Origin of the sequence: Myroides sp. 1354, from assembly GCF_030324495.1 — a bacterium.
Lineage (GTDB): Bacteria > Bacteroidota > Bacteroidia > Flavobacteriales > Flavobacteriaceae > Flavobacterium.
Map to the genome: position 1 here is coordinate 135,475 of NZ_JACAGN010000005.1, position 20,457 is coordinate 155,931.

Consider the following 20,457-nt stretch of genomic DNA (forward strand, 5'->3'; position numbering starts at 1 on the left):
TGTGAATTATTGATTTATTTTTTGATTAATTGTGTTTTTGATGTGTTTATTTTAATTATTAACAATAATGGTTTTTGGATAAATGAAAAATATGATAAATAAATAAAGAAGACCTATTTATGCTAAATATTAAGAGTTAGGGGTGAAAAATCAGGGCGAAGTAGGTGAGGAAGGAAAAAAAGAGATGAAATGGCGCGCTTTTTTTAGCGCAAAATAAATACAATTCAAGTTATCCTTTTATTTTTGCTAGCTGAACAAAGTAACAAATGCAATTTACGTCGTTGATTGTGAATAGGAAACTAAATAGCAAATAATTTGAATATCGCTAGGGAAGGGATTTGAATAAAAGTTTAGTTTTTTTAATGAAAAATAAAAAGTAAATTTAATTTATTTTTAAGTATATTTGATTAGTTTATGTTAAAATATGATAGAAGCGAATGATAGCTTCTGTTTTTGTAAAAAATGAGTATTATGAAGAAAATCTATTTTTTAGTTTTGGGGTTGTCTTTACTTGGCACTCAACAGTTTTATGCCCAAAGTATCCATGGCACATTCTATAATAAAGAAAACAATGGGATTATAGAGGAGGCAAGAGTTTCCTTTTACAATGACAAAGGACAAAAGGTACTAGATATGATGGTTGATCAAGAAGGTAAATTTGAGATTAACAGTAAAAATATCGAAAAGGTTCAGAAAATTGTAGGTACAGCAGAAGGCTTCAATTCGGCAGAAGTTGTAGTGAACAATATCCTAGATGATTTAGAAGTAAATTTTAACCTAACGAAAGAAATAGGTGGTCCAAGAAAATCAAAAGAATTAAGTGGAAGTGGTACAGGATTAACTGCAACAAATGCTAAAACGATGTTGCCTTTCTACATTCAATACGACTTTAATAGTTCGTATTTTAACGATGACAACAGAGTTGCAGCTGATGAGTTAGTACGCTATATGAAACAAAATGCTGGACAATCTGTTGTAATTCGCTCTTATGTTGAAACAAGAAATAACGCCCATTACAATACTTGGATGGGAGAGCGCAGAGCACAACGCGTGATTGATTATTTAATAGAAAACGGCATAAGTGCCAATCGATTGATCAAAGACGTTGTCCACTTATCGCAAAGTGCAACCAGTAGAGATGGATCAACAGGAACAGCACGAGATTTTAGAAGATGTGATTTCTTAATCCAATAAAAGAAAAAAACCGATGTGATTCACATCGGTTTTTTTTATACTAGCACTAATTTAGGAATTGAAAATAGCGGGTTATCTCGTAGTTTTTCTTATTTTTGGGGCCTAAATAACAACACACACTATGGAATTAAAGTATCAAGGAAAAACAAAGGATGTTTACAGCTTAGGTAATCATCAAGTACTTCTAAAGTTTAAAGACGATGTAACAGGAACAGATGGCGTTTTTGATCCAGGGGCAAATACAGTAGGATTGACTATTGAAGGGGCTGGAAAAAGCGGATTGAAAATGACGAAATACTTCTTCGAATTAGCCAATGCTAAGAATATCCCAACGCATTATGTTGCTGCAGATTTAGAAGAGGTTTCTATGGTTGTCAAAGAAGCAGTTCCTTTTGGAAAAGGATTAGAAGTTATTTGTAGATACCGAGCAGTAGGTAGTTTTTTCAGACGATATAACGATTATTGTACAGAAGGACAAGCATTAGATAGCTTTGTTGAAATTACCATTAAGGACGATGAAAAAGGAGATCCTGTTATTTCAGAAGATGCTTTGGCAATGTTGGGAATCTTATCGCACGAAGAGTACAATACATTGAAATCGTTAACGAAAACAATTTGTTGGATGGTGAAAGAAGAATTAGCGAAGAAGGATTTAGAGCTTTATGACATTAAATTAGAATTTGGTAGAGATAAAGCTACAAACGAAATCATTTTGATTGACGAGATTTCAGGTGGAAATATGCGAGTATATCAGGCTGGAAAATATGTAGCTCCATTAGATTTAGAAAAACTTTTTTTAAGCAATTTATAAAAGATAAAAGGAGAAGCTCGCGCTTCTCCTTTTTTTATGTGATTACTTTTTTTTCTACATAATCTGAATTCATCAATCGAAGAATTCCCATATAATCCATGTGAAATGAAAGGGTGTCACCTACTTTGAGGTTTTCCGGATTAGAGTCTAAATCAATGACCATCATATCTGAACTAGAACCTACCAATTGATGATTGGGGTTTACAGGAAAAAAGTGATCGGTATCAATATCTAGTAATCCCAAATCAATAATAGCTCTGAATTTTGTGCTATGTTCCCATTCTGGGTTGAACTCAATTTTCTCTCCTGTCATATTGATTCCTGTCTCTCCACTAGGCATCATGGGTTTTTCATGCAATTCAATGATTTCTGCGTGTAATTCAAAAATATGTTGTTCGTAGGTTTCATATTGACTACCATCATAAGCATTGGTTCCCATAAAAAGCGTTTCGCCAATGCGAAAGTGATTGATAGCTTTGGGCAATTGATGATTGGTGATTAGAGGAAGGGTAACAGAAGCACCGCCAGAAATGAAGGGCAAGGTTTTGTTGAACTTTAATTCCAAAAGCTCTTTATAAAGACTGAGCTGAATTAATTTATCATTGTTGGGTAAAATCCCATACATACAAGTCAAATTTGTACCTAATCCAATAATCTCGATATGAGGTAAACTAAAGACTTTTTCATAAAAAGAAATCAAATCTTCCCGTAAAACACCTTCTCGAAGTTCTCCAAGCTCCACCATGATGACAATTTGGTGTAATTTATCTTGTTTAACGGCTTCTTTGGATAAGAGTTTAATGGTTTCTAACTCTGTATTAAAGCTAATATCTGCATATTCAACAATTTCATCAATGCTGCCATTGGGAGCTGGTTTGATGTAAATGGTTTCAATATTGGGATCAATCTCTTTGATTCGCTTTAAGTTAGAAACACGAGAATCACAAATTTGATGAGGTTTTAATTCTAATACCTGCTCCAAAAAGAGCGAATGACCACATAACAATTTTCCCACAACAGCCCAAGTAATTCCTTCGGATTGAAATAGTTGCTGGAGTTGGTTGAAGTTATGTTGTAGTTTCGTTTTATTTAAGGTAATACAAGCCATGAGTTATTTTTTTAATCTCATTTCGATATACTTCTTTTCAAATCCTTTACGCTCATATAAATGTTGAGCAGGATTGTTAAAATCAACATGTAAGGCAATAGAACCAGAAAGTGTTGTCTTCAGTGTATCAATTAATTGACCACCAATGCCTTTTCCTCTTTGGGCTTGGTCTGTAGCGATATAGACTAAAATATGTTCAGGGATAAATCCGCCCATCAAGGTGTTTAAAACAACAGTTATTCCAACGATTTGATCTTCTTCTTTGGCAATGAGGATTACGCCTCCAGGTTTGTTGTTTTTACCTAAAGCATAATCAAGAGCTTTGAGGATGTCTTCTTTTGCATCTCCATATTGTTCGAGATGGTGAAATAAGAAGTTAGCGTATTGGTCTACTTGTTCTTGACTGACGGGACTGTCTGAATTCTTTTTTTCTATTTGAATCATACGGTGTGTTTTTACAACTAAGTAGTCATACGCAGGTAAAAACCAGGTCCATTATAAAAAATCAGTGCTAAAATAAAAACTGATGAATTTTAGGGATGTGCAATTTTGCACATACAATTTAGGTGGGTGTACTTCTTCCTGACGTACGAATTACAATAGTTGGAAATTGTAAAAATAAATGTTTAAAACATAAAAGTACAAAAAAAGAGACCTTCTTGCAAATATTTTGAAATTAATATTGATTTTATTTGTTTTAATTTGAGAATTATGCAAAAAAAATAAGCCTATCAAAAACAAGGAAATACTTGTAGGGATAGGCTTTTCAAACGTTAGCAATAGAGCTAAATATCTTTTCGATAGGTTTTGCGTTCTTTGTGAATTTCTGGATGCATATGTTTCCACAATTGTTGAATTTTTAAGTTTTCAACAAGTAGAGGGTTGGTTTCGATATGTTTGATTTTGTGTTTGACGAAACAAGCGTAAATTTCCTCAAAAATAATAGCTGTAACTCCTTTGTTTCTATATTCTGGATCAACGCCAATTAAATAGTACTCTGCGCGATCATTGTGTTTCATTGCCTGTAGCAAATGAATAAATCCGAAGGGAAACAATTTACCCTTGGTTTTTTGAAACGCTTTCGAAAAAGAAGGCATGGTAATGGCAAAAGCAATCATTTTGTTGTTTTGATCCATAACACAAGAAATAAAATCCGGATGAATAAACTGTAAGTATTTTTTCTTGTAATGCTCAATTTGAAAAGGCTCTATCGGAACAAAACTCTGTAAGTCAGCATAGGTTTTGTTCAAAAGGGCAAACATTTCATCCACATAGGGCATGAGCTCTTTGGTTGTTTTAAATACAAGCGGTTTTACGGCATAGCGCTGTTGTATCATTTGAGACATCTTGGTAATTTTTACTTCGTCAAATGCCGTGATATCCAAGCTGTATTCCAACCATTCTGCTTCTGGTTTAAACCCTAGTTGATCTAAATGTTTAGGATAATATTCATCATTGTATAAACCAATCATCGTTGCTAGGCGATCAAATCCCTTGGTTAACATACCTGCTTTGTCCATGTTGGAAAAGCCCATTGGACCTTCCATATATTGCATTTGGTTGGCTTTTCCGAATTTTTCAACCTCAGCTAATAAAGCTTTGCTTACAGCTAAATCATCAATGAAGTCAAACCATCCAAATCGAACTTTGGGTTTGTTTAAATCATTAACTTCAGTCCAATTGATACAACAAGCAATGCGTCCAACCAATTTCTGGTTTTTATAAGCAAGAAAAAAACGAACATCTACTGTCTTAAAAATATCATTGGACGGATCAAAACTCTTTACTTCTTCTTTGATGATAGAGGGAACCCAATAAGGATTGTCTTTATATAGGGTAAAAGGAAATTGGACAAATTCCTTTATTTCCTTTTTCGTAATAGCAGGTTTAATTTCAATCATATCTTTTGCATTAAAATCTAAAATCACGCTAAAAATACTAAATAATAAATCACGATTTAGTATAAAACAACGAGAAAAATTAGGTCAGGTAAGAGAAATATCGCAGGATGATTTTTTCATTCACTTTGTTTGGGCATTTAATGTACAGGAAAGAGCTGAAAAGGTTTTCGTTAATGCGTTCTAAGCTAAACGCTTAATGGTTATAATGCTGTTGTGTTCTAGGGTCGTCGGCATGAAGCGAACAGAAAACTGAGTTGGATCAAATAAGGCTTTGAACACTTGATTGCGCTGTTCATCTTCTAGGGAAAGAACAATGGTATTGAAAATAATAAACCCATTTACCGCTAAAATTTGTTTGAGGTGATAGACAAAATACTGTTCGAAGAGAAAAGAAGGCATATAAGTGTCTTGAAAAATATCTATGACGATTAAATCATACTGCTCTTGACAAGTTAATACATATTCAAAGGCGTCCAGCTGAACAATGTTGTGTTTGTCTTTGTATCGATCGAGATTAAAGTATTTTTGAGCTACGTAGATAATTGCTTCATCAAGCTCAACACTGGTAATTGAGCCTGTATAGTTGACTTCGTTACGCAGTAAATGAACCGTACTACCCGCACCTAAACCTAGGTTGAGTACCTGATTCATGGCTTTGATTTTTTGATAACCAATGAATTTTAATCCCCTTTTAAAAACTTGTTCTAATTGACCATAAGAGTAGTTGGTGTTCTTTGTATCCAAAACCAATTGCCCCTTTTGCCAAGTGATTTCTAACTTATTGTTGATTTTAGAGGAAATTTTTTTAACAGGAATAGGAGTTAGGTAGCTCAACCACTTTTTTAGCATATCTTTTTTGAATCAATTTACACAAATATAAACGAAATATTAAAGGAGTTCAAAGAGAGCGGTGTAATAGCCTTAAAAAAAGCCCAATCTTAAGATTGGGCTTTTGCTTATTTTAATGCTATTTGATTATAATGCTTTTTCAAGATAAGAGTACGTTATAACTTGAACAATATTTTCAGGTGTAATACTTCCTTTATATACTGTTGCCTCTGTTGGATAATTTCCTGAATTAAAGTTGTATGTAATAGAATAAGTAGTGGATGCATCACTAGTAATCTTATAATCAGCTACTGTATTAGGGAATTTATAAGTAAGGGGAATATAACCGAATTCACCAAAAATAAAAGAAGTTAAATCCAAGGGTAAATGACTAAAAGGATTTTTTCCAGTGTTATAAGTTAACTCCAATTTATAATCCATATAGTTGTATCCAACTAGTTGTTTATTAGTGTTATACTTGTAATTTACTGTATAAGGTTGACTGTTTCCAGTAGGTCTGATAAAATCAGCTATTCCAGTAGTGAATTGATTTTGGTTATTGTATTTTAATGCTATTTTCAAAATCCCAAAGGTAGAAAACTCTTCGACTAAATTATTTTCATATTTAAAGTAATCGGATTGTATTTTTTTGTCATTTAAAAGAATATGTAAAGAATCCAATTGGTTGGATTGATTTAATTTCACGTCAAAAATATGATGAAAACTAGCCACGACTTCTTCGTTTTTCATTGTTCTAGAATCTTGTGCAAGGGATTCTAATTGATCATTTTTGTCATAAGTTAGATGAAACTCAACGTAAGTGGTTGGTGTACGTTCAATATGTGTACCATTGCCATTGACCATTTTTATAGTTTCATAAGAGGTAGAATGTACCTTGGTAATGAGATATTTTGTATTATTTTCAGGTTGTGTGGTAGCGTCATCAGAGTTACAGCTTCCTAAAAATAAGAAAAAGCTTGCTAAAGTGGTTAATTTGATTAAATAGTTCATAATTGTTTTTATTTTGCCGCAAATATAGCTCAATCATTCGTATGCTAAAAGTATTAATTTAACAAAAAAAGCTTCTTTTTTAGACAGACCTTTTTTAAGTATGAAGTGCTGTTTAGAGTTAACTAATCGTTTTTTAAGAGAGTAGCACACTATGGAGTAGGATGAGGTTGAGGAAGATTAAAAGTGAATTTTATACAATTTATGGGATTCTTGAGAATCCGATGTGGATGTTTAGGTATTCGGTAAGATTGGACAGAATACTTAGGAGTTTCGGATTTATCCGTAAACCTATTGAAAATATGAAAATCTAAAGTGCTGTTTTTCATGTGTAGAAAAGGAAAATATTTTTTTCTCCTCCCTTGAGTTTTATATATTTGCTTTTATTTAATCTTATTCTAAATAAAAATAAGCCAATATATGTTGAGAATTGTGTTAGTTCTTATCCTCTTGCTGCTGTCTGTTTTGTCCATTTTTGTGGGGGTAAAAGATATTTCAATTTTTGATTTGCATCGCTTGACTCATGATGAGTTACTCGTCATCTTTGTGAGTCGAGTACCGCGTACGATTGCAGTGTTAATTGCTGGGGTAGGAATGAGTATTTCCGGTTTAATTGTACAACAAATTTCCTTGAACAAATTCGTCTCTCCAACGACGATGGGAACTTTGGATGCTTGTAAAATGGGAATTCTCTTTAGTATGATTCTCTTTCCCAATGGGGGAATTGTTTTTAAAACACTCTTGTCTTTTACGATTGCCTTACTCGCTAGTATTGTTTTTTTGCGTTTGGCGAGTAAAATCAAAGTGCAGAATGTAATTTTTATTCCATTAATCGGAATTGTCTTTGGAAATATCCTGAGTGCGATTGCTACTTTTTTTGCTTTTCGATATAATCTCGTTCAAAATATGGATGGCTGGATGATGGGGGATTTTTCTTCTATTTTAAAAGGAAATTACGAAATTCTATACCTGGGTGTTTTAGTGGTGATTCTCTGTTATCTCTATGCCAACAAATTTACAATCGTAGGACTAGGTGAGGATGCAGCAACAAGTTTGGGATTGAATCCCAAGCGAATCATGTATCTCGGACTAGTCTTTGTTTCTATAACTTCAACTGTTGTAGTGTTGACAGCAGGTGTGATTCCCTTTCTAGGCTTGATTGTTCCCAATATTGTCAGCTTGATTTTTGGTGATAATCTCCGTAAAACAATTAGTTATACTGCTTTAGTAGGGGCTATCTTTTTATTGGTTTGCGATTTACTGAGCCGTATAATCATTGCTCCTTATGAAGTTCCAATCGGATTAACTGTTAGTATTGTTGGAGGAATCGTGTTTTTATATTTAATCCTAAAAAAGACGAAGCATGCCTAAGAATAAATTAATTACTGTATTAGTTGCTGCTTTATTAATTAGTGTGGCTATCTATATGTTTACGTTTACAGGAACGAAATTAGATTATGTTTTACCGCGAAGAGGATATAAAGTTTTAGCCATGTTACTGGTGTCTTTTGCCATAGGCTATTCTTCTGTAATCTTTCAAACCATAACCGCCAATCGAATTTTAACCCCATCTATTATGGGATTTGACTCCTTTTTCTTGTTGTTGCAGTCGCTCATCGTTTTGTGGTATGGCGATCGTACGTTTAAAGTATTGGGATCTGAATGGAATTTTGCTTTGTCGGTCGTATTGATGATGGTTTTTGCAGTTATCATGTATTTCGCTGTGTTTAAAAGAGAGAGTAAGGGATTGTATACGCTGCTTTTGGTAGGACTTTTAATAGGAACTTTGTTTAAAAGTGGGGCTTCATTTATTATGTTGCTTATTGATCCCAATGAATTTAGTATCATACAAAATGCCATGTTTGCTTCGTTTGAACGCATTAATTTGAAAATTCTAGGTATTGCAGCTGTGATTCTCGTTGGAACGATGCTGTATGGAATTCGCTATTTCAAACAATTGGACGTCATTAGTCTAGGACGTGAAAATGCCATTAGTTTAGGTGTCAACTACCACAAAGTAGTGCGTGCGAATCTGATTTTTATTTCTATTATGGTTGCTGTTTCTACTGCTTTAGTAGGACCTATTACGTTTTTAGGACTTTTAGTAGCCAATTTAACCTATGAATTAGTCAAAAAAAACAACCATGCCTTAGTTGTGTTTACGTGTTGTTTATTGACTTCTGTCACGGTAATTGGAGCACAATATCTCGTAGAACATTTGTTTAATTTGACCACAACAGTAAGTATAATCATCAACTTCGTAGGAGGGGTGTATTTTATCTATTTACTGCTAAAAAGTAATAAAGTATGATTCAAGTCAATCAAGTATCCAAATCATATGGTGAAAAACTGATCCTAAATCAGGTATGTGTAAGTTTTCCCAAAGGGAAAATCTCTTGTTTTATTGGAGGAAATGGCACGGGAAAAAGTACCCTCTTATCTATCATCAGTCGTTTAGTATCTCGAGATAAGGGAGAAATTAATTTGCTGAATAAAGAAGTTTTAAATTATACCAATGAAGACTTCGCTCAGCGTTTGGCTATTTTAAAGCAAAGCAATAGTCCAAATATCCGTCTGACAGTGAAGGAGTTGGTTTCCTTTGGTCGCTTTCCTCATTCAAAGGGTAGACTCAAAAAAGAAGATCATCAAAAAATTGAAGAAAGTATCACATTCATGGGATTGAAAGATATTGAAAATCAGTTCATCGATGAATTAAGTGGTGGACAACGCCAACGCGCATTTCTTGCTATGGTATTGGCACAGGATACAGAATATATATTGTTAGATGAGCCTTTGAATAATCTCGACATGAAACACTCCGTCGAAATTATGAAAACCCTTCGAGAATTAGCGGATAAATACCAAAAAACCATTGTTATTGTGGTGCATGATATCAATTATGCTGCTGCCTATGCCGATTATATTGCGGCAGTTAAAAATCATCAAATTCTGTATTTCGGACCAACCAATGAAGTGATTACAGAAGAAAAAATGAAAGATGTCTTCGATATCGATATGAAAATTATCGACAATGGAGACCACAAAATTTGCGTCTATTTTAAATAATTTATAAAAACATCGTTATGAGTAAATTTATGATTAGCTGCTTAGCAGCCTCCGTTTTTTTATTTGTTTCTTGTAAGGAAACGAAAAATGAAGAACAAAGTTCAACTACTGAAACAGCAGCAGTTCTTACTGTTGATCACCTTTCAGGTACGTCTGAAGTAAAAGTAAATCCCAAAAATCCAGTAGTATTGAGCTATGGTATTTTGGATACGTTTGACGAATTGGGAATCCCTGTGAAAGGAGTACCAGGTTCAAACTTACCCGCTTATTTAGCAAAATACAGTGCAGCAGAATACGAAAATGTAGGAGGAATTAAAGAACCGAATGCAGAAAAAGTAAATGCCGCGGATACAGAGTTAATCATCATCGCTGGACGTACGGCAGCTATGTATGATGAGTTTAAGAAAATTGCTCCAACAATTAATTTAGATGTTGATGCTAAAGATTATATGAATTCATTCAAAAACAATCAACGCATCATCGGTAAATTATTCGGCAAAGAAGAGCAAGTGGAGCAAGAATTGAAAGATATCGATGCGCGCATTGCTAAAATTAAAGCTATTACAGAAAAATCAGATAAAAAAGGCTTAATCGTTTTAGCTAACGAAGGTCGTTTAAGTTCATACGGAAAAGGTTCTCGTTTTGGAATTATTCACGATGTATTCGGATTAAAACCGGCAGATGAGAAAATCGAAGTAGCTACTCATGGACAAGTAATCTCAAATGAATTAATCAAAGAATTAAATCCAGATTATATTTTCGTTATTGACCGTGGAGCTGCTATTAAAAGAGCTTCCTTGAGTAAAGAAGAATTCGCTAATGCTTTAGTGCAACAAACCAATGCCTATAAAAATGATAAAATCATTTTCTTAAATCCGGAAACTTGGTATCTATCAGGTGGAGGATTAAAATCAATTAAAATGATGATTGATGAAGTAGAAAATGCTGTGACAAAATAAGTAAAGTTGTTGTTAATTTCAAATCAGTAAAAACGAGTGGGTACACAATAGGTACTCGCTCGTTTTTTTTTCTTTCTTCTAAATATCATGTTAAAAAATACTGTTTTTTTATTTACATTAGCACTTGAAATGATGTGTATTAAACCCGTTTTGAGCTATTTCAATATTTATGGAGAATCAATTTGTAAATACAATACTCAAGCGTTTGTTCAAAGATGTTCAAACGCTTTTAACTATTGCTTATTTAGTAGCGGTTGGTATTGGTATGTTATTTAACTACAAGAAATTTATTCTATTTGAAATCAATATCTTTGATTATGCAGGTTTATTTGATTTCTTAATAGCTCCCTTTGGAGATTTTATGATTTTACTGTTTACAATTGGAACAATGCTGCTCACCCTTATCATTTATCAAGTAGATCAGTTTTGGCAAAAGAGACATCCTTCTTCGTATGCCAAGTGGATGTTTAACTTAGATCCTTCGAAATGGTACACCAAGCAAAAACTTAGTATGGGAATACTGCTTTTTGTCTTATACTTATTTTTAGGTGCAGATGTCTATGCAAAACGCTATAAACGTGCAATAGCTCAGCAAGATGTCATCGGGGTTATTTATGCAGATAATAGTAGAACAGAGGGAATCCTAATCGGAAAAACTGCAGATTATATTTTCTTGCTTCAAGGAGAAGAAGTCAAAGTAATTCCCATGAATGCACTGATTAAAGAGATTAAATTGAAATAAAAGAAGATAACGCGGAGTGAATCTACCTAATTCTAGTGATTTTTTTGTTTTTTATGTGTTCCTTGTTTTTTAAAGAGGAGGTTCGCTTTATTTTTGATTGAAAATAAAGCTATGGCACACCGCATTTACCTCTACAATATCGACCGTGAAACCCATCAAGTATTTGAAGGGTATTTAGGAGAATGGAATTATGTAATTCCAGATTTACTAGCCCCACTTTTATCCGCTAATGCTCGAGTGAAGGGAAAAGCCCTGTATTTTGACAAAGAAGAAGGAGTCAATCGATTGGCGAATTTCTATGACGTATTGACCGAAACGTATCAGTTACAAGACAATAAATCTTTTTCAGATGCGGTGTCTTTGATGTTTGAGTTTCTCTTTGATCTTCCCTATGATACATTTTATGTGGATGCAAGTGATGTATTTACGATGAATGAAGAAAAACCCAAAGAACAAGCCAAACAGTGGGTAGAAGAAATCCAACAAAAATGGAAACTTTATCAAAAAGCCATAGATACAAAAAATATAGGTGTATTGGATGATTTAATTCACGCTTCAGGGTATACTTCTTTTTTGGAAGCCTTGGAACACGATTGGGTACACTATGGTTTGGGTTATTGGGAGGAAAGTAGAGTAAAACAAACGCGTAGTGTTGTTTTTCAGGAAGGTGGTTTACATGGATTGAAAGACAAAAATGGAGTAACTATTGCTCCAGCGATATATGATGTCATTTACGATTTTAGTGAGGCCTATATCGCTGTGGTAGAAAAGGCAGGTAAATTTGGCTATATCAATGATCAAGGTAGATTGCTAGTACCCTTAGAATATGAGAATGCTTTTGACGGTTATCTTGTTGATCAAACCAAAGTAGGAGTTGTTTGTGTAAACGGAAAAACAGGACTCCTTCATATTGATACGCATCAATGGGGGATTCCACCAGAATATGAAGAAGTTGAGCAGTTGTATGGTCCTTATTACAATGTTTTACAAGATGGACAGTATCATTTACTCGATTATACCGGAAAGCGCCTGATTGAAGAAGTAAGTGCAACTGCATTTGAACTTGATTATCCCATTAAATTTTTTGCGAAACAACCCCAAACGGCAAAACGAAAATACTACACTGTAACGGGACAATATCTCGGAGCATATCCGGAAGGTGTATTGGAAGAATTGCCCTTGGGATATTATTGGATTAAACCCAATAAGTATCAAAAAAAGAATAGTGTAATCAATCCCATTGGCGAAACAATACTGACCGATATTGACCAACTAATGCTATTCCCAGCATACGCTTCTTTTGCCTATAAAGTAGAGAAGCAATGGAAGTTATTTGATTGCAAAGAACAAAAGAATATACTAACCCATGTGGTAATTGCCAAAATCCATGCGAACTATTTGTGTAATTATATGCATGATGCCTATGTGATTCAAACGGAAAAAGGATATGGGTTGTACCATACCGCATCCAGTCGTTGGTTAATTGAACCCCAACAGGATAATTTAAAAATAGAACATGTCAATCAGTTGTTGTTACAAGTGACGCAAAAACAAGGCATGCGTTATTACGATTATCAAACACATAGCTTAAGTGAATTGTATACGTATCTATGCGAACCTATTGATTATCATACACAGCGGTTGTGTTTGTTTCAAGGAACTACACTGTATTACCTGGATGTTGAAGGAAATCGCTTGGAGATTAGCAACGAGCAAATGGGGCAATTATACGAACAACGCTATAATTTACGCGGCAAAGATTTAGCTTTTTTTACCTCGTTTTACGAAGCTTGGACGCAGCGAATGGGCGATCAGTATGAGGCGTATTTTGATGTAGATACGTTATATAGACGTGGAATTGCTGCCAGAGATGAGGAAGATTGGATTTCAGCTATCAAGTATTTCACACGTGGAGCGGAACGCAAAGATCCGCGTATGTTGTATGAGTTGGGAGTCATCTATACCGATGAAAATGCATGGACAGCTATAGCGCAAGGAATTGCTTATTTAGAAGCTGCTGCGGAGCAAGAATACGCAGATGCATGGAATACTATTGGTTATTTATACCAAAATGCAATTGGTTATGCCTACGATTTTGAGGCGATGATTCAAGCGTATGAGAAAGCCGTTGAATTGGGATGTGTTTGGGCCAATCAAAACTTAGGTGATTTGTATTTCTACGGACAACATGTGGTACAAGATTACGATAAAGCCTTGTCTTACTATGTGTTATCGGAAAAATATTATGGAGGTTATGCTCAAAACCTTATCGAAATTTACTATCAGAGAAGTGATTTTGAACAAGTATTAAAGTACTTAAGACGCAACAAATACCAACCGTATATTCACATCTATTACGGTATTTTGTATGATCATGGGTATGGTGTAAAACAAAGTGACAAGAAAGCTGTTGAACATTATGAGCAAGCCATCGAGCACTCGAGCTATTTCCATGCTGTAGAACGCTTGTTGTACTATTACAAAGAGCATTCTAAGTTTCAAAATGAAGAAGACTATCAACGAATTGTAGCTTACGCCCATGTCAATGAGATAGAAGTATAAAAAAAAGAGGATGCTTTGGGCATCCTCTTTTGTGTCGTTGAGATTAGAACTGGCGAACCGTTTGTCTAATAGCGACTAATTTTGTCATTAAGTCTTCGAAGTAATCCAAGTGCAACATATTTGCACCATCACTTTTTGCTTCTGCTGGGTTGAAATGTGTTTCTAAGAAAATTCCATCTACACCCACTGCGATTCCCGCTTTCGCTACAGTTTCAATTAAGTCTGGACGACCACCTGTTACACCACTCGATTGATTCGGTTGTTGTAAAGAGTGGGTAATATCTAAAACAGTAGTCGCAAATTGTTGCATAGCAGGAATTCCTCTGTAATCCACAATCATATCTTGGTAACCAAACATGGTTCCACGATCCGTAACCATAACCCCTTCGTTATGGCAATCCAATACTTTTTGTACGGCGTGTTTCATGCTCTCAGGACTCATAAATTGTCCTTTTTTCAAGTTGACTATTTTACCTGTATTAGCTGCTGCAACGACTAAATCAGTCTGGCGAACTAAGAAAGCAGGGATTTGTAAAATATCTACATATTCAGCCGCTAAAGCTGCATCAGAAGATTCGTGTATATCTGTAACCGTTGGTACACCAAATTCTTTTCCAACTTTGGCTAGTATTTTCAATGCTTTTTCATCCCCAATTCCAGTGAAACTATCAATTCTTGAACGGTTTGCTTTTTTGAAAGATCCTTTAAATACGTAAGGAATTTTCAATTTATCCGTCACTTTAATGATGTGTTCTGCAATGCGCATGGCCATTTCTTCACTTTCAATGGCACATGGTCCAGCCAGTAAAAAGAAATTATCTGCTTCTGTATTTTTTATTAGAGGTATAGTTCTGATATCCATAGTGTTGTTTTTATCGTGTTATTTTCGTTTTGTTTTGCCCTTTTGCTTTTTCACTTTTACCATCTCTGGTTTCTTTGCAGCGGCTTTTAGTTGATCGTAATTTTTAGTTTTTAAAAAGTACGAAATAATAGTAGTAAAGATAATACCAAATGAGAGATTATTCATCACTCCATTTCTTAAAAATAAGTCAAAAGAAGCGTTCTGTAAAGCTTCTTCAGGTGTCATTTTTGCTTCATTAATCAAAGCTTGTTCTAGCGTCTCCATGAAATGTGGACTCACTTGATTGAATGTGATGAATTGAACAATAGGGAAGAACAACGTAATCATAATACACATGACTAAACCCGTCATAAACGCTTGTTGCCATTGAATGACATTATTGTAGTATTCACGCTTTTTTTGTCGGATTCCCAACCAGTAAAAAATGAACAGTAAAAAACTAAATAGCATTTCTAGCAGTACTTCAAAACGCACTTTTTCTGTGTGGAATCCCATCGATTTTCCTATAAACATCCAAATTAATGCTGCCAAGGTTGCCAAGGCAGCCCATTTGAATTCAATAGAGAATTTTTTCATTGTATTAGCTTAAAGTATAATACTTCAAAAGTAAAGTTTTTATTTTATAGCTTAAAATATATTTTTTTCTAATTTTTTTTCTTAGATTTAATAGGAAGTATGAAAAAAGAAAATAAAATAACCACTATTTTGTAAATTATTGTAGTGAAAAAAATAATTAGTTATGAAAACGCTTATTTTAATTCGACACGCAAAATCATGCTGGGAGGCTATTACAGAAGATAAAAATAGACCGATCTCCAAGGATCGTGGGGTGCAAGATGCACTTTTAGTTTCTCAGGCAATTGGTTCACTCTTACCCGAACGCTTTATCGTATGGACGAGTACCGCTCAAAGAGCCAAACAAACGGCTGCTCTTTTTTGTCAAAACTTAGATATCAATCCAACTTATGTTATTGAAAAAGAAGATATTTATACTTTTGATGTCAAGAAATTGGCGCGAACGATAAAAAAATGTGAAAATACACACAACGCGCTGATTATTTTCGGACATAATGATGCTATCACGGATTTTGTTAATAAATTTGGTATGGTTTCGATTGATAATGTACCAACATCGGGAGTCATAGTGATGGACTTTCCCCAAGATGATTGGAAAGAGATTAAAAACGGAACTGTAATAAGTAAAGTTTTTCCTAGAGATTTAAAATAAGAAATGAATACAACTACTGTACCACCTAAATATTATTATGTTGATCGTGAGAAAAGCTGGTTGGCTTTTAACGAAAGAGTTTTACAAGAAGCTGGAGATGTAACCGTTCCTTTATTGGAACGCTTGCGTTTTATCGGAATCTTCTCTAATAATTTAGATGAGTTCTTCCGGGTGCGCTATGCTACTATTCGCCGTATGGTTTTGACAGGTGAAAGCAATCGCCGCTTGGGAAGTGGAGTAGTCGTTAAAGATTTATTGACGCAAATCACGAATCGCGTTATTGTTTTGCAAAGCGAGAGTTTGCGTATTTTGGCGGAAATTGAAAAACAATTAGAAGCGGAGAAAATATTCATACTCAATGAAAATACAATCAATGAGAAGCAAAAAGCTTTTGTCAAAGATTATTTTTTACATACGCTATCTCATGACTTGGTAACGGTTATCTTAAGTGATTTAGCCCCTTTTCCCTTGTTGAGAGATACACACGGCTACTTAGCAGTTAAACTCGAAGTAGATGAAGCATTGAGAAGCAAGAGAAGTAAAGCGAATAAACGCGAAAAAGGAACGCGTTACGCCATTATTGAAATTCCCAATATTGTCAATCGATTTGTAGAATTACCTTCTGATGATGATAAAAAATACATCATCCTAATTGACGATATAATCCGAGATAATCTATCTTCTATTTTTAGCATTTTTGATTATAAAGCAGAAAAGGCTTTTATGATTAAAATTACCCGTGATGCAGAATTGGGTGTAGATACGGACTTACACAAATCTTTCGTTGAGAAAATCTCCAGTGGAGTACGAGATCGAAAGGAAGGAGAAATTGTGCGTTTCGTATACGATCAAGAAATGGATCAAGATTTATTGGACTATTTACTTGAGAATGTTGAAATTGAAATGAATGACAGTATCATTCCAGGTGGACGCTATCACAATAGACGCGATTATATGAGCTTTCCAACCATGGGAAGATCAGATTTAGCCTATCCAAAACAAATCCCTGCAGCCGTACGTGATTTAGATATGGAAGACAGTATCATTCAACAATTGCAAAAGAAAGATTACTTAATCTATACACCTTATCAGTCGTTTTCTTATTTGGTTCGACTCTTGCGCGAGGCCGCTTTGGATCCACAAGTGTTGTCTATTAAAATTACGCTTTATCGCTTGGCTAAGAACTCTCAGATTATTAGTTCTTTAATCAATGCAGTGAAAAATGGCAAAAAGGTAATTGCACAAATTGAATTGCAAGCACGCTTTGATGAAGCGAGTAATATCTATTATTCTGAATTGATGCAATCCGAAGGAGTGCAGTTAATTTTTGGAGTAAAAGGACTCAAAGTACACAGTAAAATCTGTGTGATTGAACGATTAGAAAATAAAAAAATCAAACGATACGGATTTGTATCCACCGGAAACTTCAATGAAAGTTCGGCTAAAATATACACCGATGTAACTTTGTTAACGTCTCATAATCAGATTATGAAAGATGTATCAAAGGTATTTGAATTTTTACAAGTGAATTACCGCGTCCACAAGTATAAACACTTATTGGTATCTCCTCACTATACGCGATCGGGCTTTTATAAATTGATTGATCGAGAGATTCGCAATGCCAAAAATGGATTGCCTGCATCCATTCGATTAAAGATGAATAGTTTATCTGATTTAAGAATGGTAGATCGCTTGTATGAAGCAAGTAATGTGGGAGTGAAAGTGCAGTTAAATATTCGAGGCATCTGCTGTTTAGTGCCTGGTATCCCTGGAATGAGTGAAAATATCGAGGCCATTAGTGTAGTTGATCGTTTCTTAGAGCATTCGCGTATCTATATTTTTGGCAACAACAATAATCCAGAAGTTTACATTTCTTCAGCAGATTTTATGACGCGAAATTTAGATGAACGCGTAGAAGTTACTTGTCCGATTTACGATGATCGCATCAAACAAGAATTGATTGAAACTTTTGAAATTGGGTGGAAGGGCAATATTAAAACGCGTATTCAATCAGGAGACTTATCCAATAAATACAGAGATAAGAATGGAGAGGCTGATTTTCAATCACAAAAAGAAATGTATCGTTATTACCAAAACAAACTAAAAGGATAATCCATGTTAAAGATAAAGAAATATGCAGCAATCGATATTGGCTCCAATGCTATGCGTTTGTTGATAATGAATATTGTAGAAACCAAAGGGCATGATCCTGTTTTCAATAAGAGTTCATTAATTCGCGTTCCTATTCGTTTAGGGCAAGATGTGTTTACCCAAGGTGAAATCAGCAGTGAGTCAAAACTGCGTATGATTGAAGCCATGCAAGCTTTTTACTTGTTGATGCGCGTTAATAAAGTAGAGCGCTTTATGGCTTGTGCTACAAGTGCGATGCGTGAAGCGGATAATGGACAAGAAGTGGCTGAAGCTGTTTTGGCCGCATCCAAGATTAAAATCAATATCATCGATGGTGAAAAAGAGGCGATGATTATTGCTTCTACGGATTTGAAAAACTTCATTAACCAAACGAAGAATGTAATGTTTGTCGACGTAGGAGGGGGGAGTTCTGAGTTTACTATTTTCAAAGAAGGAGTGCCATTGGCTTCTAAATCTTTTCGCAATGGAACGGTTCGTTTGCTAAACGATATGGTTTCTAAAAGTGTGTGGAATGACATTCAAACTTGGGTTAAAGAAGAAACCAAAGACCTCCACGATTTAATTGTAATTGGATCTGGAGGAAATATCAATAAAGCTTTTAAAATGTCTGGAAAAAGCCAGGATAAACCCTTGTCCTATAGTTATCTAAATCAGCAATTGACGAAGTTGACTGAAATGACTTACGATGAGCGCATTGCTATTTTAGGTTTAAATCCCGATCGTGCGGATGTAATCATTCCTGCTTTGCGAATTTATACCTTTGCGATGAAATCCAGTGGAGCAAAACAAATTTATGTACCTAAAATAGGAGTATCCGATGGAATTGTCAAGGCAATTTACTTCGGTAAAATTCCATTGGATTATCAAACCATCGTGTATTAGTAAGGGAGTGAGGTTTGTTCTTTGTGAGGTTTGTTCTTTGTGAGGTTTGTTCTTTGTGAGATTTGTTCTTTGTGAGATTTGTTCTTTGTGAGATTTGTTCTTTGCCCTTTGTGAAGTTGTAAATTCTTTATAAAGCACAAATCGTAGCGTAGATTCATCGAACTTCAAAACAAATAGAAACTCGACGAGGTTAACCTCACAAAGCACAAACCAGTATTAAAATTTCTCAATCGTTCCCAAGCCAAACAGTATAAAATTGTATTTTACTGGATGTATATAAAGAAGGGGTACATGCAGAATACTACTACTACATATTGTTTATACACCAACTTTCTATTGTGTTTTTTACATTAAGATCATTAAATGTATTTTCGATAACTCTTTGCCTTCTTTTTTTATTTTTAGGTATAGTATAGTATTCACCTTTATAATAAACTACTATATTATATTTATCAATGATTGAAGTATCAAAAATTAAGTAATTATCATAGATAATAATCTGGTCATCATGCCATAGTTCTCTATACATACTCTCTCTTTTAGGAAATATTCTAAGAAGTTTTAAGCTTTGACCTGCTGTATTAGAAAATGATATTTGCTTTAATTTAGTATTGCGTAAGTTATATTCTAAAGTATGTATTTTATCACGAATGATATTGTTCCGAATATAAAAGGAATCAAGTTTAATTAGCTGGTTGTTATATAACATTTCACCTTTCAAAACCCCTTGGTAAGAAATATGGGTTCTACTATTTTTTGCATAATTCCCAAGATATAAAGTACTTTCAGGCTTAACAAGGCTAGATAAGTTGTAATTTTGAGCATAATTCCAAAAAGGAATAAGTACTATCAGGGTGGTTAATATTTTGTGTATCATAATTTAAATATAAGAAGATTTTTAATGCTTTTTGTTTTTCATTTAAATTTAAATGACAAGTGTATTGAAACGAGTTATAGGTTACAGCTTTTTTATAGTAGATAATAATAGCATAACTCACTTGGAGAGATGACATTCCAGATACCGAAATCAACACCGACGGTGTCTTGGTGCATCTTCTATCTTAGGTACATTTAGAAGTGGTTAATTAGGGAGGCATAACTTAAAAAGAAAATAATAAATAAAAATTGATTTCATTTTTGTTAAAATTAAGATAT

General features: G+C 34.3%; 19 protein-coding genes. 11 read left to right on the plus strand and 8 right to left on the minus strand.

The window, feature by feature from the left end:
* Window positions 1-471 precede the first annotated feature (471 nt).
* Together HX004_RS07455 and HX004_RS07460 are read left to right on the plus strand one after the other, a co-directional pair.
* A complete protein-coding gene (locus HX004_RS07455) occupies window positions 472-1,194 on the plus strand; it encodes an OmpA family protein (RefSeq protein WP_286441775.1) in 723 nt (240 codons plus the stop codon).
* A 121-nt stretch (window positions 1,195-1,315) separates the two neighbouring features.
* Entirely contained in the window at window positions 1,316-2,005 is a 690-nt protein-coding gene (locus tag HX004_RS07460) for a phosphoribosylaminoimidazolesuccinocarboxamide synthase (protein ID WP_286441776.1), read from the plus strand.
* A 34-nt stretch (window positions 2,006-2,039) separates the two neighbouring features.
* Here the strand turns inward: HX004_RS07460 and HX004_RS07465 are convergent, their stop codons facing one another.
* From HX004_RS07465 to HX004_RS07485, 5 genes are all read right to left on the minus strand, one after another.
* Complete coding sequence (locus HX004_RS07465) at window positions 2,040-3,113, minus strand: alanine racemase (protein ID WP_286441778.1); 1,074 nt, start codon at window positions 3,111-3,113, stop codon at window positions 2,040-2,042.
* A gap of 3 nt (window positions 3,114-3,116) precedes the next feature.
* On the minus strand, window positions 3,117-3,557 hold the full coding sequence (locus HX004_RS07470) for a GNAT family N-acetyltransferase (RefSeq protein WP_286441779.1): 441 nt from the start codon (window positions 3,555-3,557) through the stop codon (window positions 3,117-3,119).
* A 341-nt stretch (window positions 3,558-3,898) separates the two neighbouring features.
* Window positions 3,899-5,014 carry a GNAT family N-acetyltransferase gene (locus HX004_RS07475; protein WP_286441781.1) on the minus strand — a complete coding sequence of 372 codons (1,116 nt, stop codon included), beginning with the start codon at window positions 5,012-5,014 and terminating at the stop codon, window positions 3,899-3,901.
* A 180-nt stretch (window positions 5,015-5,194) separates the two neighbouring features.
* Window positions 5,195-5,863 carry a spermidine synthase gene (locus HX004_RS07480; protein ID WP_286441782.1) on the minus strand — a complete coding sequence of 223 codons (669 nt, stop codon included), beginning with the start codon at window positions 5,861-5,863 and terminating at the stop codon, window positions 5,195-5,197.
* A gap of 126 nt (window positions 5,864-5,989) precedes the next feature.
* Window positions 5,990-6,853 (minus strand): hypothetical protein, encoded by an 864-nt coding sequence (locus HX004_RS07485; RefSeq protein ID WP_286441783.1) that lies wholly within the window; start codon window positions 6,851-6,853, stop codon window positions 5,990-5,992.
* Window positions 6,854-7,270: 417 nt separating this feature from the next.
* Here HX004_RS07485 and HX004_RS07490 point away from each other — a divergent pair, with 417 nt between their 5' ends.
* The 6 genes from HX004_RS07490 to HX004_RS07515 all read left to right on the plus strand — a co-directional run bounded on the left by HX004_RS07490 (window position 7,271) and on the right by HX004_RS07515 (window position 14,179).
* Entirely contained in the window at window positions 7,271-8,221 is a 951-nt protein-coding gene (locus tag HX004_RS07490) for an ABC transporter permease (protein WP_286441785.1), read from the plus strand.
* Window positions 8,214-9,161 (plus strand): iron chelate uptake ABC transporter family permease subunit, encoded by a 948-nt coding sequence (locus tag HX004_RS07495; RefSeq protein ID WP_286441786.1) that lies wholly within the window; start codon window positions 8,214-8,216, stop codon window positions 9,159-9,161. The genes HX004_RS07490 and HX004_RS07495 overlap by 8 nt, the downstream gene beginning before the upstream one ends.
* A complete protein-coding gene (locus HX004_RS07500) occupies window positions 9,158-9,916 on the plus strand; it encodes an iron ABC transporter ATP-binding protein (RefSeq protein WP_286441788.1) in 759 nt (252 codons plus the stop codon). Before HX004_RS07495 ends, HX004_RS07500 begins: the two co-directional genes overlap by 4 nt.
* A 17-nt stretch (window positions 9,917-9,933) precedes the next feature.
* Complete coding sequence (locus HX004_RS07505) at window positions 9,934-10,875, plus strand: siderophore ABC transporter substrate-binding protein (protein WP_286441789.1); 942 nt, start codon at window positions 9,934-9,936, stop codon at window positions 10,873-10,875.
* A 169-nt stretch (window positions 10,876-11,044) separates the two neighbouring features.
* On the plus strand, window positions 11,045-11,617 hold the full coding sequence (locus HX004_RS07510) for a hypothetical protein (protein ID WP_286441791.1): 573 nt from the start codon (window positions 11,045-11,047) through the stop codon (window positions 11,615-11,617).
* 111 nt (window positions 11,618-11,728) lie between these two features.
* On the plus strand, window positions 11,729-14,179 hold the full coding sequence (locus HX004_RS07515; protein ID WP_286441792.1) for a tetratricopeptide repeat protein: 2,451 nt from the start codon (window positions 11,729-11,731) through the stop codon (window positions 14,177-14,179).
* A gap of 43 nt (window positions 14,180-14,222) precedes the next feature.
* Here HX004_RS07515 and kdsA read toward each other — a convergent pair whose 3' ends face one another.
* A complete protein-coding gene (gene kdsA / locus HX004_RS07520; RefSeq protein WP_286441794.1) occupies window positions 14,223-15,041 on the minus strand; it encodes a 3-deoxy-8-phosphooctulonate synthase in 819 nt (272 codons plus the stop codon).
* An 18-nt stretch (window positions 15,042-15,059) separates the two neighbouring features.
* Complete coding sequence (locus tag HX004_RS07525; protein ID WP_286441796.1) at window positions 15,060-15,617, minus strand: DUF4199 domain-containing protein; 558 nt, start codon at window positions 15,615-15,617, stop codon at window positions 15,060-15,062.
* A 163-nt stretch (window positions 15,618-15,780) separates the two neighbouring features.
* Here HX004_RS07525 and HX004_RS07530 point away from each other — a divergent pair, with 163 nt between their 5' ends.
* From HX004_RS07530 to HX004_RS07540, 3 genes are read left to right on the plus strand one after another with little or no spacing between them, the layout of a single operon-like run.
* On the plus strand, window positions 15,781-16,269 hold the full coding sequence (locus HX004_RS07530; protein ID WP_286441798.1) for a SixA phosphatase family protein: 489 nt from the start codon (window positions 15,781-15,783) through the stop codon (window positions 16,267-16,269).
* Window positions 16,270-16,272: 3 nt separating this feature from the next.
* Window positions 16,273-18,381, plus strand: a complete 2,109-nt coding sequence (ppk1, locus tag HX004_RS07535) for a polyphosphate kinase 1 (RefSeq protein WP_286441799.1) — start codon at window positions 16,273-16,275, stop codon at window positions 18,379-18,381.
* A gap of 3 nt (window positions 18,382-18,384) precedes the next feature.
* Window positions 18,385-19,302: a Ppx/GppA phosphatase family protein gene (locus HX004_RS07540; protein ID WP_286441800.1), complete on the plus strand. Its 918-nt coding sequence runs from the start codon at window positions 18,385-18,387 to the stop codon at window positions 19,300-19,302.
* A 307-nt stretch (window positions 19,303-19,609) separates the two neighbouring features.
* Here HX004_RS07540 and HX004_RS07545 read toward each other — a convergent pair whose 3' ends face one another.
* Entirely contained in the window at window positions 19,610-20,179 is a 570-nt protein-coding gene (locus HX004_RS07545) for a hypothetical protein (RefSeq protein WP_286441801.1), read from the minus strand.
* Between the last annotated feature and the right edge of the window lie 278 nt (window positions 20,180-20,457).

Bases quoted from the DNA above. Each gene is read 5' to 3' on its own strand.
- HX004_RS07460 (WP_286441776.1), top strand. From the start codon at position 1,316: ATGGAATTAAAGTATCAAGGAAAAACAAAGGATGTTTACAGCTTAGGT.
- HX004_RS07510 (WP_286441791.1), top strand. From the start codon at position 11,045: ATGGAGAATCAATTTGTAAATACAATACTCAAGCGTTTGTTCAAAGAT.
- HX004_RS07500 (WP_286441788.1), top strand. From the start codon at position 9,158: ATGATTCAAGTCAATCAAGTATCCAAATCATATGGTGAAAAACTGATC.
- HX004_RS07545 (WP_286441801.1), bottom strand. From the start codon at position 20,179: ATGATACACAAAATATTAACCACCCTGATAGTACTTATTCCTTTTTGG.
- HX004_RS07465 (WP_286441778.1), bottom strand. From the start codon at position 3,113: ATGGCTTGTATTACCTTAAATAAAACGAAACTACAACATAACTTCAAC.
- HX004_RS07475 (WP_286441781.1), bottom strand. From the start codon at position 5,014: ATGATTGAAATTAAACCTGCTATTACGAAAAAGGAAATAAAGGAATTT.
- HX004_RS07490 (WP_286441785.1), top strand. From the start codon at position 7,271: ATGTTGAGAATTGTGTTAGTTCTTATCCTCTTGCTGCTGTCTGTTTTG.
- HX004_RS07495 (WP_286441786.1), top strand. From the start codon at position 8,214: ATGCCTAAGAATAAATTAATTACTGTATTAGTTGCTGCTTTATTAATT.
- HX004_RS07505 (WP_286441789.1), top strand. From the start codon at position 9,934: ATGAGTAAATTTATGATTAGCTGCTTAGCAGCCTCCGTTTTTTTATTT.
- HX004_RS07455 (WP_286441775.1), top strand. From the start codon at position 472: ATGAAGAAAATCTATTTTTTAGTTTTGGGGTTGTCTTTACTTGGCACT.
- HX004_RS07530 (WP_286441798.1), top strand. From the start codon at position 15,781: ATGAAAACGCTTATTTTAATTCGACACGCAAAATCATGCTGGGAGGCT.
- HX004_RS07480 (WP_286441782.1), bottom strand. From the start codon at position 5,863: ATGCTAAAAAAGTGGTTGAGCTACCTAACTCCTATTCCTGTTAAAAAA.
- HX004_RS07470 (WP_286441779.1), bottom strand. From the start codon at position 3,557: ATGATTCAAATAGAAAAAAAGAATTCAGACAGTCCCGTCAGTCAAGAA.
- HX004_RS07515 (WP_286441792.1), top strand. From the start codon at position 11,729: ATGGCACACCGCATTTACCTCTACAATATCGACCGTGAAACCCATCAA.
- ppk1 (WP_286441799.1), top strand. From the start codon at position 16,273: ATGAATACAACTACTGTACCACCTAAATATTATTATGTTGATCGTGAG.
- kdsA (WP_286441794.1), bottom strand. From the start codon at position 15,041: ATGGATATCAGAACTATACCTCTAATAAAAAATACAGAAGCAGATAAT.
- HX004_RS07525 (WP_286441796.1), bottom strand. From the start codon at position 15,617: ATGAAAAAATTCTCTATTGAATTCAAATGGGCTGCCTTGGCAACCTTG.
- HX004_RS07485 (WP_286441783.1), bottom strand. From the start codon at position 6,853: ATGAACTATTTAATCAAATTAACCACTTTAGCAAGCTTTTTCTTATTT.
- HX004_RS07540 (WP_286441800.1), top strand. From the start codon at position 18,385: ATGTTAAAGATAAAGAAATATGCAGCAATCGATATTGGCTCCAATGCT.